This is a genomic window from Aestuariibaculum marinum, from assembly GCF_014596975.1.
Taxonomy (GTDB): domain Bacteria; phylum Bacteroidota; class Bacteroidia; order Flavobacteriales; family Flavobacteriaceae; genus Aestuariibaculum; species Aestuariibaculum marinum.
This window is the reverse complement of sequence record NZ_JACVXD010000005.1, coordinates 51653-66726: the sequence shown is the minus strand read 5'-3', so window position 1 is coordinate 66726 and position 15074 is coordinate 51653. Positions and strand designations below refer to the sequence as shown.

Annotated in this window: 16 protein-coding genes and 2 tRNA genes; 6 read left to right on the top strand and 12 right to left on the bottom strand. The window is 34.9% G+C overall.

Annotated features, from left to right (window positions below):
* Positions 1-91 precede the first annotated feature (91 nt).
* The 3 genes from ICJ85_RS10350 to ICJ85_RS10340 all read right to left on the bottom strand — a co-directional run bounded on the left by ICJ85_RS10350 (position 92) and on the right by ICJ85_RS10340 (position 1803).
* Positions 92-1351, bottom strand: a complete 1260-nt coding sequence (locus ICJ85_RS10350; protein WP_188223716.1) for a site-specific integrase — start codon at positions 1349-1351, stop codon at positions 92-94.
* Between the two features lie 231 nt (positions 1352-1582).
* Positions 1583-1656 (bottom strand) — tRNA-Arg (locus ICJ85_RS10345).
* A 73-nt stretch (positions 1657-1729) separates the two neighbouring features.
* Positions 1730-1803 (bottom strand) — tRNA-Arg (locus ICJ85_RS10340).
* A 196-nt stretch (positions 1804-1999) separates the two neighbouring features.
* Between ICJ85_RS10340 and ICJ85_RS10335 the strand changes: the two genes are divergently transcribed.
* Complete coding sequence (locus ICJ85_RS10335; protein ID WP_188223715.1) at positions 2000-2557, top strand: YeeE/YedE family protein; 558 nt, start codon at positions 2000-2002, stop codon at positions 2555-2557.
* Positions 2558-2560: 3 nt separating this feature from the next.
* Positions 2561-2974, top strand: a complete 414-nt coding sequence (locus ICJ85_RS10330) for a DUF6691 family protein (protein ID WP_188223714.1) — start codon at positions 2561-2563, stop codon at positions 2972-2974.
* Between the two features lie 61 nt (positions 2975-3035).
* Here the strand turns inward: ICJ85_RS10330 and ICJ85_RS10325 are convergent, their stop codons facing one another.
* The 7 genes from ICJ85_RS10325 to ICJ85_RS10295 all read right to left on the bottom strand — a co-directional run bounded on the left by ICJ85_RS10325 (position 3036) and on the right by ICJ85_RS10295 (position 8641).
* Positions 3036-3311: an ATP-dependent Clp protease adaptor ClpS gene (locus ICJ85_RS10325; RefSeq protein WP_188223713.1), complete on the bottom strand. Its 276-nt coding sequence runs from the start codon at positions 3309-3311 to the stop codon at positions 3036-3038.
* Between the two features lie 103 nt (positions 3312-3414).
* Positions 3415-4251, bottom strand: coding sequence for a 50S ribosomal protein L11 methyltransferase (prmA, locus tag ICJ85_RS10320; RefSeq protein WP_188223712.1), 837 nt, complete (start codon positions 4249-4251; stop codon positions 3415-3417).
* 126 nt (positions 4252-4377) lie between these two features.
* A complete protein-coding gene (gene tpiA, locus ICJ85_RS10315; protein WP_188223711.1) occupies positions 4378-5127 on the bottom strand; it encodes a triose-phosphate isomerase in 750 nt (249 codons plus the stop codon).
* Between the two features lie 48 nt (positions 5128-5175).
* Entirely contained in the window at positions 5176-5664 is a 489-nt protein-coding gene (locus tag ICJ85_RS10310; protein ID WP_188223710.1) for a TlpA family protein disulfide reductase, read from the bottom strand.
* Positions 5665-5683: 19 nt separating this feature from the next.
* Positions 5684-6760, bottom strand: coding sequence for an ABC transporter permease (locus ICJ85_RS10305; protein WP_188223852.1), 1077 nt, complete (start codon positions 6758-6760; stop codon positions 5684-5686).
* A gap of 11 nt (positions 6761-6771) precedes the next feature.
* Positions 6772-8103, bottom strand: a complete 1332-nt coding sequence (locus tag ICJ85_RS10300; RefSeq protein ID WP_188223709.1) for a BT_3928 family protein — start codon at positions 8101-8103, stop codon at positions 6772-6774.
* A 1-nt stretch (position 8104) separates the two neighbouring features.
* The gene (locus ICJ85_RS10295; RefSeq protein ID WP_188223708.1) at positions 8105-8641 is read right to left on the bottom strand and encodes a DUF1599 domain-containing protein; all 537 of its coding nucleotides are present in this window, start codon (positions 8639-8641) and stop codon (positions 8105-8107) included.
* A 194-nt stretch (positions 8642-8835) separates the two neighbouring features.
* Here ICJ85_RS10295 and folP point away from each other — a divergent pair, with 194 nt between their 5' ends.
* The 3 genes from folP to ICJ85_RS10280 are packed head-to-tail and all read left to right on the top strand — an operon-like array spanning position 8836 to position 11165.
* Entirely contained in the window at positions 8836-9663 is an 828-nt protein-coding gene (folP, locus tag ICJ85_RS10290) for a dihydropteroate synthase (RefSeq protein WP_188223707.1), read from the top strand.
* A 5-nt stretch (positions 9664-9668) separates the two neighbouring features.
* Entirely contained in the window at positions 9669-10343 is a 675-nt protein-coding gene (locus ICJ85_RS10285) for a hypothetical protein (RefSeq protein WP_188223706.1), read from the top strand.
* Between the two features lie 36 nt (positions 10344-10379).
* Positions 10380-11165: a diadenylate cyclase gene (locus ICJ85_RS10280; RefSeq protein WP_188223705.1), complete on the top strand. Its 786-nt coding sequence runs from the start codon at positions 10380-10382 to the stop codon at positions 11163-11165.
* Here the strand turns inward: ICJ85_RS10280 and ICJ85_RS10275 are convergent.
* Together ICJ85_RS10275 and truA are read right to left on the bottom strand one after the other, a co-directional pair.
* Entirely contained in the window at positions 11162-12931 is a 1770-nt protein-coding gene (locus ICJ85_RS10275; protein WP_188223704.1) for an ABC transporter ATP-binding protein, read from the bottom strand. The two genes, ICJ85_RS10280 and ICJ85_RS10275, sit on opposite strands and share 4 nt — an antisense overlap.
* Entirely contained in the window at positions 12931-13674 is a 744-nt protein-coding gene (truA, locus tag ICJ85_RS10270) for a tRNA pseudouridine(38-40) synthase TruA (protein WP_188223703.1), read from the bottom strand. Before truA ends, ICJ85_RS10275 begins: the two co-directional genes overlap by 1 nt.
* Before the next feature lie 530 nt (positions 13675-14204).
* Here truA and ICJ85_RS10265 point away from each other — a divergent pair.
* Entirely contained in the window at positions 14205-15074 is an 870-nt protein-coding gene (locus tag ICJ85_RS10265; protein ID WP_188223702.1) for a COG1470 family protein, read from the top strand.

Sequence of the window (15074 nt, the reverse complement as noted above, 5' to 3'; positions counted from 1 at the left end):
TAAGAAACTAAAACCTACTAAAACTTATGTTTTTGTATGAAAATTCTTTTTATTCGCTATTCGTCAAAAAACTGCATACCAATTACATTATTTAACCGACGTTTGACTTACCCTGTTTATTCTTAGTTTTACTTTCTAGTTGCTGCCTTAGATCATTCATATCCTGACTCACCTTTTCTTCAAGGACTCTAGCGTAAATTTGAGTAGTCGCTATTTTGGTATGGCCTAGTAGCTTTGACACCGTTTCTATAGGAACACCATTACTTAACGTTACGGTGGTTGCGAAGGTATGCCTTGCCATATGAAAGGTTAAATGCTTTTTTATACCACAAGCCAAAGCGACTTCTTTTAAATAGAAATTTAACTTCTCATTGGTTATTTGAGGAAATAAGGTGCCTGAAACGGATGTCATTGGATGCCCTTGATACTTTTTGATTAGGGCCTCTGCTTTGTCTAGTAACGGGATTTTTACTTTTGTTTTTGATTTCTTTCTTTCAGTAAATATCCAGAGACTTCCATCAATTCCTTTCACTAAGTTATCTTCAGTAAGACTCATGATATCAATGTAACTTATACCAGTAAAGCAACTGAATATAAAAAGGTCTCTTACTCTAGCTAAACGATCTATTACGAACTCATGGTTTTCCAGTTTAGTTATTTCTAAATTGGATAAGAATTCGCGTTCTCGCTTTTCAAATACTGATTTCCATTTTACAAATGGATCCTTTTCTATCCATTCCATGTGGTATGCCAGTGTTACCATTTTACGTAAGCGCTGTACATGTTTCATTACCGTATTATTACTTATTTGTCTAGGATGTCCTTCCGGCCAATAGTTCTTTAAATAGGCTACGAAATCACATAGGAATTCGAAATTTAATTGCTTTAAATAGATATCATTAGTTTTTCGTGAGGATTCTAAAAAGCGTTTCAGATAGTTTTCGGTTATACCATAGTTCACAATGGTACCAGGTGATAACGTATTTTTAAATTGACTCTTATGGTAAGAAACCAGATCCATTAAAGTTTTAGAAAGGGCTGTTTCTCCGGTGAAAATTGATTTAACGAACTGCGCTGTTACCAATTCCCCTTTATAGGTTAAGTCTTTATAGATTTGAAATAACTTAGTATAAACCTCATCTAAATACTGATTGACTTGCCTGGCTTGTATGGAATTCCCCTTAACCTTTTTAGTTTTTGCATTCCATAAATCGTAAGGAATATGGCGTTTAAGACTGATGTTAACCCGCTTTTGGTTAACCGTGATTCGTGCATATAATAATGCATTTGGATTTTTTGAGCTGCTATTGTCTGCCCAAAAAAGAATTGAGAAGGTGTTTTGTGACCGCATAGTTGTCGTCTTTAGATTAAACATACATCTTGACGAAAGTCAAATCAACTATGGCAGTACATTGGTTTTATTTGATAAAGTGCCTATGAACTGACACTTTTATAAATGAACTGACGCTTAACTGACATTTAATATCAAATAACATCGTTTCAAATATACCCATTAAAACCTGAAAATCCACGTACTTCATAAGAATTACGTGGATTTGACGCTTTTTAAAAGCTCTTTCAGTGATCGCGACAGGATTCGAACCTGTGACCGTCTGCTTAGAAGGCAGATGCTCTATCCAGCTGAGCTACGCGACCTAATTACTATTTTCTTTAATTTAAAATGTGTAAATACAGAATAAACCATAATTACACATTCAAATTTTACTCGTGACCACGCCAGGATTCAAACCTGGAACCTCTTGAGCCGTAATCAAGTGCGCTATTCAGTTGCGCCACGTGGCCGTTTTTTGTGGGTGCAAATATAGAACTTTTATTAAGTTACCACCAAATTATTTTCAATTATTTTTTGATTTTTTTTCTATAAAACCAATAACCTCATAGCAATCAAATATTTACTTAAAATCACTACTTTTGTTTGGTAACATTTATTACATAAGTAATACATAGTTCCCTTATTTTTGCCGCAAAAATTGTTTAAATGGATTATATTTTAAGCCCTTGGCCATGGTTTGTTTCTGGCCCACTTATTGCCATAGTTATGGCATTACTCTTATATTTTGGTAAAACCTTTGGTATGTCGTCAAACCTGAGAACCATGTGTTCTATTATAGGTGCCGATAAATTTGCAGATTTTTTCAAATTCGACTGGAAAAGTCAATTATGGAACCTTACCGTAGTAGCAGGTGCCGTTATTGGTGGATTTATTGCAACGCATTATTTGTCTGATGACAGTATTACTGATTTAAACCCAGCAACTGTTGCTGAATTACAGCAAATGGGTTTTGAAAATCCTGGAAAGACCTTAGTTCCAAACGAAATGTTCGATCTAGAAGCCATCTCTTCTTTTAAAGGATTAGCGCTTTTAATTATTGGAGGTCTTTTAGTTGGTTTTGGTACGCGTTATGCTGGTGGATGTACATCAGGGCATGCCATTACAGGTTTAAGCAGCTTACAAAAACCATCATTAATCGCTGTGATCGGATTCTTTGTTGGAGGATTAATTATGACCAACCTTATTTTACCTTTAATTTTTTAGTTTATGAAGTTTTTAAAATTCTTATTAGTCGGTATATTTTTCGGAATTGTATTAACCAAATCTGAAGCGGTTTCGTGGTACAGAATCTACGAAATGTTTAGATTCCAGTCCTTCCACATGTATGGTATTATTGGTACTGCCATCGCATCTGGCGTTATCTTTTTACAATTGGCAAAAAGAGGGCATGTTAAAAATACATATGGTACAGAAATCTTTGTTCCTAAAAAAGACAAAGGATTTCCTCGTTATATTATAGGAGGTATAATCTTCGGATTTGGATGGGCGTTAGTAGGCGCTTGCCCAGGACCAATGTATATCCTTTTTGGAGCAGGATACTACACCATTGCTATTGTTATATTGGCAGCGATAGTAGGTACATTTATTTACGGTGTTTTAAAAGATAAACTCCCTCACTAAAAAGCCTTATTACAAGTACACCTTTAGAATTTATTAAAATAAATTCTAAAGGTGTATCGTATTAAACTATTTCTGCACTTAACCCGGCATCAAGTAACATCGAGCAACGCGGCTTTAAATCGTCGTAAGCCCCTGTTTTAACCGTACATTTCCCTTTATAGTGCACTATAATTGAACATTGTTCTGCTTGCTCTGCTGTATGATCGCAGGCATAGATAAGTGTTTCAATAACATGGTCGAAGGTATTAACGTCATCGTTATACAAAACAATTTCGTTTTGCGTTAACACCTCTTCTTCCAGTAGTAATTCTTCTAAGGTTTCTTCTCTAGTACTCATACACATTAATTTAACTCATTTACAGAGATTTCAAACTTTTTAAATTGCATTTAGGTTACAGGTATTTTAAAAAAATACCTGTAACTACCTGCAAAACAATATGCTAATTTAAAAATTTTAACGCAACCCATTGATTTCTCTCGAATTTTTCAACAAATTTTAACAATAACTTTTCGCACGCCTCCTGAATAACCGGAATATCATCGTTATAAAATCCACTTAAAAACAAAGTCCCGTTTTCATTTAAACACGATACATAAGTTGCCATATCCTGTAATAAAATATTACGGTTAATATTAGCTATAATCACATCGTACTTTTTACCTTCTAAAACACTGGCATCGCCTTCTATTACCGTAATATGCTCACAATTGTTGCGTTCTACATTTTCTAAACTATTTACATAACACCAGTTATCGTAATCTACAGCATCGATAGGTTTTGCACCTTTCATTTCGGTTAAAATGGCTAATACTCCAGTACCGCATCCCATATCTAAAACCGATTTATTAGTGAAATCGTTTTTTAGAATATGCTGAATCATCATATGGGTAGTTTCGTGATGCCCGGTACCAAAACTCATTTTAGGCTCAATAATAATATCGTACTTCGTATTTGGATTCTCATGAAATGGCGCACGTACCGAACATACATCGTCGACAACTATTGGGTTAAAATTCTTTTCCCACTCTTCATTCCAGTTGGTTTGCTCTATTTCATTAAAAGTATAGTCGATTTTAAACTCATCGGAATTTAAAATTTGAACATCGTTTAAAATCTCTGCATTCCACTCCTCCTTTTGAATATATGCTGTTACACCGGTTTCTGTTTCTACAAAGCTTTCAAATCCGGCAAAGCCTAATTCGGCAATTAAGATTTCTACAGCGGGTTGTAATGGTGTTACAGTAAATTCGTACCCTATATAAATGATGTTTGACATGATTTATTTTATATTAAAACCTCATGAATTTAAAATTCATGAGGTTGATTTTATTTTGTGTTAAAAATTTTTCAGTTCTAATTAAACTACCAAAAGTAAACTAATACCTAAAAATTATATTTTGAATTAAAATGCGTTTACAATAGCGAAAAAGTCTTCAGCGTTTAATGAAGCGCCTCCAATTAATCCACCATCTACGTCAGGCTTAGAGAAAATTTCTACCGCATTGTTTGGTTTCACACTACCTCCGTAAAGAATAGATACAGAATCAGCTACGTCTGCACCATACTTATCAGCTAAAGTTTTCCTAATGAATGCATGCATATCCTGTGCTTGCTCTGGGCTTGCAGTCTCTCCTGTTCCGATAGCCCAAACCGGTTCGTAGGCTAAAACAATGCTTTTAAAAGCATCAGCTTCAAGATGAAATAAAGCATTTTTAATCTGGCTTTCTACAACATTCTCGTGGTTTCCTGATTTTCTATCAGCTAATTCTTCACCGAAACAAAAAATAACACGCATATCGTTCTCTAAAGCTGCGTCAATCTTTTTAGCTAACATCTCATCAGTTTCATTAAAATACTCACGACGCTCGCTGTGTCCTAAAATCACAGTTTGTACACCTACACTTTTAAGCATAGAGGCACTCACTTCTCCGGTATACGCACCGTTTGCTGCAAAGTGCATGTTTTGTGCGATAACCTCAACACCTGAACCTTTTAAGCTGTTATATGCCGAATATAAGTTGGTTGCCGTTGGGGCTACCATAACTTCTGCATTTGATGTTTTTGTTTGTGCTTTTAAACTTGTAATTAACGATTCGGTTTCGCTTAAATCGTTATTCATCTTCCAATTTCCTGCTACAATTTGTCCTCTCATGTTAATCTTACCCTGTTTAGTTTAAGGGATTTTTTTATTAGTCGTTAGTTATAAAATTTCTTTAATACGCTGGTCGTCAGCTTCAATAGCTTTAAACAGTTTTATTTTACCGGTTTTGTCGACAACCATATATCTTGGAATCCAATCCAACTGAACGAAGGTTCCGAAAGGCCCTTTCCAGCCCGATTGCATAAAATAATGCTCTCCGTTTACCTCATACTTTTTTATACCCTTTTTCCAGGCTTCCTTGGTTTTATCTAAAGACAAAAACAAATAGGTTACTTCTCCAAATTGATCTTGTAAGTCATGTACTTTAGGCATCCCTTTAATACAATCGCTGCACCAAGATGCCCAAATATCAATCACCACAGTTTTACCTTTATACTGTTTTATAATGTCTTTAAATTTTACAGTGTCACCATTTAGGCTTTCAAAGGTATCGTTTAACGCTTCTTTTGAAAATTTGGTAGGCTGATCTTGAGCCACACAACTTAACATACTGAAACAAAAAACAATACTTAATACAAATAATCTCATAGTTAATTTTAATTAGAGTCTATTGCAGTTTTACTTTTGGGTCTAACCAAACGTAAATAATATCTACAAAAATATTAATAATTATAAAGAGTAAGGCTATAATTAACACCGCTCCCATAATTACGGGCAAATCTAGTGTATTTAAAGCATTTACTATTTCTTTTCCCAGGCCATTCCAGCCAAAAATATACTCTACAAAAACCGCGCCAGCCAACATAGATGCAAACCAACCGGAAATCGCTGTCACTACCGGATTCAATGCATTTTTTACCGCATGACGTTTTATGATTTGAAATTCACTTAAGCCTTTGGCTCTTGCCGTTCGAATATAATCCTGGTTAAAAACTTCTAACAACGAATTTCGCATCAACTGAATAACCACAGCTAACGGGCGGATTCCTAAAACGACTGCCGGTAAAATTAAATTCTTCCATTTAATATGCATGGCTTCACCAAAATCGTCTAATTCATATAAACTCCCGGTCATTTCCAAATTGGTATATTCATGCAATACATAACCGAAAAACCAAGCGAATAGAATGGCACTAAAAAACGATGGTACACTCATACCAAACGTACTGAATATTTGTATGGTTTTATCTAACCAGGTATCTTTATACAACGCTGAAACAATACCCAATAAAATACCTAACACCATAGCTATAACAATAGATGATACCGCTAACACAAAAGTATTTGGTAAGGTTTCAGCTAACACCTGAGTGACTTTCTTTCCTTGCTTGGTAAACGATTCTCGTAAATATGGAAATTTAAAAACGACCGTGGTATTACCTATTGTAAGCAGTTTTGCTGCCTTGTATTTACCGGGCTGTAAATACGTATAATCTTCTTGATTTGCAGAATGTAATGATACCGGTAACAAATCATTCAGGTAATAAAAATACTGCGTGCTTACCGGTTTATCGAATCCGTATTTTTGCTTTACAATAGCCAACTGATTACTGTCTTCATTTTGTCCCAGCATCATTTGCGCCGGATCTCCGGGAAGCACATTAAATAAAAAGAATATAACCGTAACTACCCCAAATAAGGTGAGGCAAGCATAAGTGATTTTATTTAGGAAATAGCTAATCAGTTATATTTTTATTAATTTATACTATCTTTTTTCAATATCACATTCATAAAACCAACATAACTACTATGTCTTGCCGTATTCAATGAATCCAAAACCTTATCATCAATTGTAAATCTTAAGGTTTTTATTGAATCTGTTTTCCCTAAAGCATCAACCTCTTCCTTTGTTGATTCCATTCCATCAATTAAGTACAAAATATTATCTTTATTCAGTTCTTCGAATGATTTTGGCTTTCTTTCAACCTTTGGTAATACTAAAGTTTCAATATCGTTCCAGTGTACTTTCTGCTGAACGGTTCCCCGGTCAATTTCAATGATTCCCGGATTCGATCGAACAACAGTCTTTAATGCTTTTTCATCACATAAATACCATTCGAAATCTAAACCATAAGTTTCATTAATTTTCTCCTTAGTGGCATCGCCAGACGCTGTTAAACCGATAACCTTGTAACCTAAACCTTCAGCACGTTTTGAAAATGCGCTAAGCTTTTCGGCTCCGGCCTTTTCAATCTTTTCTAAACTATAGGATATAATCACAATAACATTATCTTCATTTAAAAAGTATTCTGTTAAATTATCACCGTCTGAATTTTCAATTGAAAAATCATAAATCGGAGGCTGGTAGCCTTCATCAATAACTTCTGTTTCCACACTAATAAAATCCCCCTCTACCGAAGGATAATCTCCCATAGTTTTAATAACTTCTTCTTTACCGTTTACATCAAATTTCCAGCTGTACTCAATAATCGGTTTAGGCGCATCATCAGGTGTAGACATGCCTTCTTCAATATTCGCTCCTATCTTATAAGCTCTGAAATCGACTACAGGTAAATGCATCAACACATGGAACCCTAACCATAGGCAGAAAATAAAGCTCAATAATGCTAATACCGTTGTTGGTAATTGAGTAAAAACCGGCTTGATATATTTTTCACCAATGAATAATACTAAAATGAACACCAACAAAATAACGTCTTTGGTAAAACTCTCCCAAGGTGTTAATTTTAACGCATCACCAAAACAGCCACAATCCTTAACTTTATCGAAATATGCTGAGTAAAACGTTAAAAAGGTGAAGAATACAATCATCGCCAATAAACTCCAAACCGTAAATTTTGGTTTGTAACCAATGAGTAAAAATACTCCTAAAACAACCTCAAACACCACAACAAAAATGGAAATCATTAAGGCGTAAGGTTCTAAAAATGGTAAGTTTAATACATCAGGACTGAAATATTCCTGTAATTTATATGAAAACCCAAGTGGGTCGTTAAGCTTGATTAATCCGGAAATAATAAATAAAACACCGACAAAAATACGGCTTAGGGCAACTACAATTCTCATATTAAGCGTTTAAATGAATTAGAGCAAATACAGCATAATTAATCATGTCCTGATAGTTGGCGTCAATACCTTCACTAACAATGGTTTTACCAGCATTGTTTTCAATCTGCTTAACTCGTAATAATTTTTGTAAAATTAAATCGGTTAGGCTACTTACACGCATATCACGCCAGGCTTCACCGTAATCGTGGTTTTTATCTTCCATCAACTTTTTGGTGATAGCTACTTGCTTTTCATACAACTCTGTAACTTCTTCAGTCGATAAATCTGGCTGATCGGCAATCCCCTTCTCTATCTGAATTAAAGCCATAATACAGTAATTGATAATTCCGATAAATTCACTCACTTCACCTTCATCAACTTTACGCACCTCATTCTCTTGAAGGCTTCGAATACGTTGTGCTTTAATAAAAATTTGATCGGTTAACGATGGTAAACGCATTATGCGCCACGCACAACCATAATCAGACATTTTCTTGATAAATAAACTTTTACAGGTATCTATAACAGCATCGTATTGCTTTGAAGTATCTTGCATGTATAAAATTGAATTTTGGGTAAATTTCGCTTAAATTGTTTAAAGTTCAAAAGCTAGAGCCTTAAAGTTTATTTAATATTTATTTTATGATGAATACCTACCTGCAATTCTGTAATTTTACCGTGCTTTTCATCTTAAACAACAAAGCCATTTATTAAAACCTTGTCGTATTATTAAGATTTAGAACATCAATTATGACCATAAACTGTAAAGGACAACTTATCGATTTATCAACACCAAAAGTGATGGGGATTTTAAATATCACCCCGGATTCTTTCTACGATGGCGGAAAACATAAAAACGAAACCGACATTTTAAATCATGTAGAAACTATGCTTAACCAAGGGGCTACATTTATTGATGTTGGTGCTTACAGTTCTCGTCCTAATGCCGCTTTTGTTTCTGAAACTGAAGAATTACAACGCATCACCCCTATTATCGATTTAATTCTGAAATCTTTTCCAGACACTTTAATTTCTGTTGACACATTTAGAAGTGCTGTTGCCAAACAAGCCATCGAATCTGGAGCTGCCATGATTAACGATATTTCGGCTGGATTGTTAGATAAAAACATGCTGCCAACCGTAGCTGATTTGCACGTACCTTATATTATGATGCACATGCGCGGTACACCACAAACCATGCAGCAATTCACGAAATACGACAACTTAACGAAAGACATTTTGTTCTATTTTTCCGAACGTATTGCCGCAGCCAGAGCTTTAGGTATTATCGATATTATTGTCGATCCAGGCTTCGGGTTCTCAAAAACCTTAGAACAAAACTATGAATTGATGCAGCATCTCGAACTTTTTCAAATGCTAGATAAACCTATGCTAATCGGGATTTCAAGAAAATCGATGATTTACAAATATTTAGATACTACCCCTCAGGAAGCACTTAACGGCAGCAGTGTATTAAATACCATCGCCCTGCAAAAAGGAGCCGGTATTTTACGTGTACATGATGTAAAGGAAGCTATAGAATGTGTGAAGTTAGTTGAGCATTTAAAAAGCTATTAAATGTTATGAAACACTTTTTATTACTAATGGTCTCCATAATATTTGTGTCTTGCGGAAAAGAAAAATCGGTGTTATTGCCGGAAGTCAGTCATTCAAAAATTACAGAAATAAGTGATGTTTCACCAGCCTACCTGTTTTATGATATTTCTCAAAAAAACAGTGTAGAACTTAATCGAAAAAACCTTATAAGCACCACGAACTGGCTCGTAAATATCGATAAGCGTCTGACTTTAAATCAAGTAATTCCACACATAACATTTCTACAGAATAAAAAGAAAAAGGCCTCTCATAAAAACAAGGACGCCCGGAATTATTATACCTGCAATAATACCAACAAAACAACTTTAGGCTTTATAGATTTTACAGATGTTGAATATATTAAAACTAAGGAAAACTCAGTAAACTCCCTGCTGCAACAAGAAATCAATTCTCAGTTAATATTCTTTTCTAAAACGGGCGAACTATTTATAATAACTCCCGATTTGGAGCCTTTTATAAAAGAAACAACAAAAGACCATTTGGTTGAAGATTTAAGAGCTACGTATTCATCAGGAAGCACGATTTCATTGCGATTTTCTAAAGATTTAACCTTTCAGGATTATATTAGTATAAAATCCATTTTAGAAAATATCGCCCCTGAAGACTTAAACATAGCTCACCAAGAATTCATTCAGGATTAATCTTATTTTTACTAAATTTACCAAAACCCATATGCCTTGGATATATTTAATGACCTTTTAAAATTTTCTGTTGTCGACATTATAGACGTCTTTTTAGTTGCCCTGCTGCTCTACTACGTTTATAAACTTATTAAAGGCACCGTTGCCATTAACATTTTTATTGGAATCATTATTACCTATCTTGCTTGGCGCCTTACCGAATTCCTGAATATGGAACTGCTTTCTGGAATTTTCGGCGGATTTATGAGAGTTGGAATTATTGCGCTAATTGTAGTATTTCAACCTGAAATCAGAAAGTTTCTACTAATGGTTGGATCGACAAATTTTAACCGTCGTCGTAACTTTTTGAAGCAATTTAGCTTTTTAAAAACCGAATCCGCTGATGAAACCAATGTCGATGCCATTTTATCGGCTTGTACAAAAATGGGACAATCACGCACCGGTGCTTTAATTGTTTTCGAACGAAATAACAACCTTGATTTTTTAAGTTCAAGCGGTGATGAAATGAACATTAAAGTGACTCAACCGATTATTGAAAGCATCTTTTTTAAAAACAGTCCGCTGCATGATGGTGCTATAATAGTAAGTAACAACATTGTAAAAGCAACTCGGGTTATTCTGCCACTAAACAACGAAAAAACAGTACCAAAACGCTTTGGTTTACGCCACCGTGCCGCTATTGGTGTCACCGAAAGAACAGACGCTTTAGCTTTAGTGGTTAGTGAAGAAACCGGACAAATGTCTTACTTTAAAGATGGCGAATTTATTGTATTTGATAATACGGAAACCTTAAAGTCAATGATAAAAGCTGATTTAACTTAAACCACCTCCTCTTTTAAAAACTGCACCTCGTACAGGTTTTTGTAATACCCGTTTTCTTTTTGAAGTAATTCATCATGTGTGCCTTGCTCTACAATTTCACCGGAATCCATTACTAAAATTTTATCTGCTTTTTTAATGGTTGCCAGACGATGCGCAATAACAATAGAAGTTCTGCCTTTGGTAATTTTCTCGGTCGCATTTTGAATCAACTGCTCTGAATACGAATCTACCGATGATGTCGCTTCATCTAAAACTAAAATACTAGGATTAGTTACATACGCTCGTAAAAACGAAATTAACTGACGTTGCCCTGAAGACAACATCACCCCACGCTCTTTTACGTTGTAATGATAGCCTCCCGGCAAACTGCTTATAAATTCATGTACTCCAATTTCCTTAGCCGCAGCTTTTACCTGAGCTTCGGTAATATCCGGATTGTTTAAGGTAATATTATTTAAAATAGTATCAGCAAACAAAAACACATCCTGCAGTACCACGGCAATTTGTGTGCGTAACGACGCTAAAGTTACCGCTTTAATATCGACACCATCAATAGCTATAACACCATCCTTAATTTCATAAAAACGGTTTAATAAATTGATAATTGTTGATTTCCCGGCTCCCGTTGCACCTACAATAGCAATAGTCTCTCCAGCTTTAACATCAAAGGAAATTCCCTTAAGCACTTCTTCATCATCCACATAACTAAACACGACATTTTTAAAAGCGATATCCCCTTTAAAATGTTCGGCTATAATAGTTCCTTTATCGTCAATTTGCGAAGTGGTATCTATAACTTTAAATACACGTGTAGCTGCTACCATTCCCATTTGAAGGGTATTAAATTTATCTGCGATTTGGCGCAATGGCCTGAACAACATAGGAATATACATTATAAACGCAATTAAATCCCCCTGAGTTACTTCATTATTTTCTAAAACAACACTTAAACCACCATACCAGGCTACGGCTCCAATACACACAGAAGACACTAAATCTGCTAATGGAAAGAATATCGAGTTGTACCAAACCGTTTTTAACCAGCCTTTTTTATGGCGTTCGTTGATTTCTGTGAATTTTTTGTACTCGACATCTTCACGAGTAAATAACTGAAGGATCTTCATCCCGGTTAACCGCTCCTGAACAAAAGAATTCAAATTAGACACCTCATTTCTAACCTCCTCAAAAGCGACTTTCATATACTTCTGAAAAATACGCGTAGCATACATAAGAATGGGAAGCATTACAAACACAATTAAACTTAATCGCCAGTTGGTACTTACCATTACACCAAACACCACGACCATGGTTAAAAGGTCTCTGAAAATCATAAAGAGTCCCTGCCCAAAAATATCAGCAATACGCTCCATATCGGTTACTGCCCTGGTAATTAACACCCCTACCGATGAATTATCGTAATACTTCATCTTAAACTTAAGCAGGTGATTAAATAGCTTGACACGTACATCTTCCACCAGATTCTGTCCCAGCCAGGCCGCATAGTAAATAAATGCCAGCTGAAAGACCGTTTGTAAAATCAATACAGCAAACATTGCCAGTATGTAATACACAAACGTTTCTGGTATTTTCACTTCAATACTGTTGTCTATAGCGTACTTGGTAATATAAGGTGTTGCAGCACTAAAAATAGCCAGTAACACCACTAAAACAGCCAAGGTCACAAAGACAAGCTTATATGGTTTTATGTATTGAAACAGACGTTTAAACAGAACAACGTCGAATATATTTTCTTTTGTTTTACTCATTACAGTTTTATATCGTTAGGATAAGCCACTTCGGTTAAATACAAAGCATGTCCTGGCACTGAATACCCGGCCTCACTCCTGTTTTTAGATTGTATTATGGTGTGCAAATCGTCTACAGCCAATTTACCTAAACCAATATTTACCATGGTACCAACAATAGCTCGTACCATGTTTCGTAAAAATCGATCGGCTTTAATAACAAAATGCAGCTCGTCATCTTTAAAAAACCATTCGGCTTTCATAATATCACAATTATACGTTTTTACATCGGTATTTACTTTTGAAAAACACTGAAAGTCTTTATAGTCGAATAAAATCTTACAAGCTTTCTGCATTTTTTCAACATCCAACTGTTGCTTAACGTAATACGATGCATCAACATTAAACACATTCTTTTTTAAAGAGATCCGATACAAATACTCTCTACTCAAGGCATCGAAACGCGCATGCGCCTCAGGTTGCACTCTAAAAATCTCGTGAATCGCCACATCTTTAGGTAAAAACGCATTGAGTTTATAGGTTAAATGCGCTTGATCAATCTCAAGATCGGTATCGAAATGCGCGAACATCTGGGTAGCATGCACACCGGCATCAGTACGACCGGCACCAACAATAGCGATAGGTGTTTTCAGCAAGGTGCTTAAGCCCTTTTCAATGACTTCCTGAACCGAAATTGCCGTTGGTTGATTTTGCCAACCATGATATGCACTACCATTGTACGATAGCTCTATAAAATACCTCAAATTGCTTTAATCGTTTTGTTGAAATAGCAAAGATAGACAGTTTTCGTATTCCTGCGAAAATCACGGTCTTAATTCTATATTAAAAGATGGATTTGGGCGTTACCCTTCGGGTCGGGCTATACACTATTAGTTTTGCATAAGCAAAAGCTAGCCGCTGCTATCCCTAACGCGAAGCATTCACGATTTCCAAAATGAAATAAAAATGCATGAATAATCAATAACTCTGTTAAATAGCAACTAACTTAAATTCTAAAAGTCACTTTGTACCATAATTTATCCTTTTTAGGAAATTTAATCATAAAATAAAAACAGACCTAAGACATTACACCACCTAATAAAAAACCTGCTTTCAAATTAAACAAACACAAATGTAATTGTTAAAATTTTCACAAATTCATTTTTGATTTTTTCAATTTTTTTTCTCAAATATTATTTTCATACCCCAAATAAAAATAGCCTGTATATAAAGCATTTTATAATTAATAGATTAATCAATTTCATTTTTTAATAATAATTATTTTGTTTTTGTTATGTTATTCAATTATTTATTTAGACTAAACACTTCTAAGTGTTTCTACGCATCAATCACATTTCTATTTTTTATTGTTTCTGGAATATTTTCAAGCTTAAATGCCCAAAGACAGCCATTAAAGGATGATGGTTTAAAATCTACTTTCTCTTCCGATTTAATTAATATAGAAACTTCGGTCGGTCAGGTATTTCGCTATACCACAACACTTGAAAATAACGCAACTGAAGATCAAATTTACCAACTAACAGCTAAGGTTCCTGAAGGTTGGAAAGCGATTTTTAAAGCCAAAGGAAAACAAGTCACTTCCATTAAGGTCGATCGTGATAAGAAGGAAATAATTAACTTAGAATTTTACCCATCGTATGAAGCGAAACCTAAGAAATATGAAGTTCCTGTAATTGCAAAATCAAAACAAGAATCTCTAAGTTTAAATTTAGAAGCTGTTGTAAGCGGAGCCTATGAATTGAAAATGACTACTTCCACAGGTAGATTGAGTGATAAAATAACTGAAGGAGAAAAAAAAGAAATCCAGTTAACCGTTAAAAATACCGGATCTTTAAGTTTAACCGATATTGAACTGAATAGTAAAACGCCTCCAAAATGGAGTGCGGTATTTAAACCTTCAAAGATTGATAAACTTTCTCCCGGCGAAACAGAAAATGTAACCGCTATCTTAACCGTACCAGACAAAACTATTGCTGGCGATTACATGACCACGTTTACGGCAAAAAATACTAATACAAAAGATGAAGCTGTATTCAGAATATCCGTTGTGACTTCCTTGGCTTCTGGATTGCTTGGAGCTATAATCATATTAGTAGCTATTCTTGTTGTTTATATTTTGATTCGCAAATACGGAAGAAGATAA

Coding starts and splice junctions, on each gene's coding strand:
- ICJ85_RS10350 (WP_188223716.1), bottom strand. CDS start 1,351: ATGCGGTCACAAAACACCTTCTCAATTCTTTTTTGGGCAGACAATAGC.
- ICJ85_RS10310 (WP_188223710.1), bottom strand. CDS start 5,664: ATGAGATTATTTGTATTAAGTATTGTTTTTTGTTTCAGTATGTTAAGT.
- ICJ85_RS10295 (WP_188223708.1), bottom strand. CDS start 8,641: ATGCAAGATACTTCAAAGCAATACGATGCTGTTATAGATACCTGTAAA.
- tpiA (WP_188223711.1), bottom strand. CDS start 5,127: ATGAGAGGACAAATTGTAGCAGGAAATTGGAAGATGAATAACGATTTA.
- ICJ85_RS10325 (WP_188223713.1), bottom strand. CDS start 3,311: ATGAGTACTAGAGAAGAAACCTTAGAAGAATTACTACTGGAAGAAGAG.
- ICJ85_RS10335 (WP_188223715.1), top strand. CDS start 2,000: ATGGATTATATTTTAAGCCCTTGGCCATGGTTTGTTTCTGGCCCACTT.
- prmA (WP_188223712.1), bottom strand. CDS start 4,251: ATGTCAAACATCATTTATATAGGGTACGAATTTACTGTAACACCATTA.
- ICJ85_RS10330 (WP_188223714.1), top strand. CDS start 2,561: ATGAAGTTTTTAAAATTCTTATTAGTCGGTATATTTTTCGGAATTGTA.
- ICJ85_RS10300 (WP_188223709.1), bottom strand. CDS start 8,103: ATGAGAATTGTAGTTGCCCTAAGCCGTATTTTTGTCGGTGTTTTATTT.
- ICJ85_RS10285 (WP_188223706.1), top strand. CDS start 9,669: ATGAAACACTTTTTATTACTAATGGTCTCCATAATATTTGTGTCTTGC.
- ICJ85_RS10275 (WP_188223704.1), bottom strand. CDS start 12,931: ATGAGTAAAACAAAAGAAAATATATTCGACGTTGTTCTGTTTAAACGT.
- folP (WP_188223707.1), top strand. CDS start 8,836: ATGACCATAAACTGTAAAGGACAACTTATCGATTTATCAACACCAAAA.
- ICJ85_RS10265 (WP_188223702.1), top strand. CDS start 14,205: ATGTTATTCAATTATTTATTTAGACTAAACACTTCTAAGTGTTTCTAC.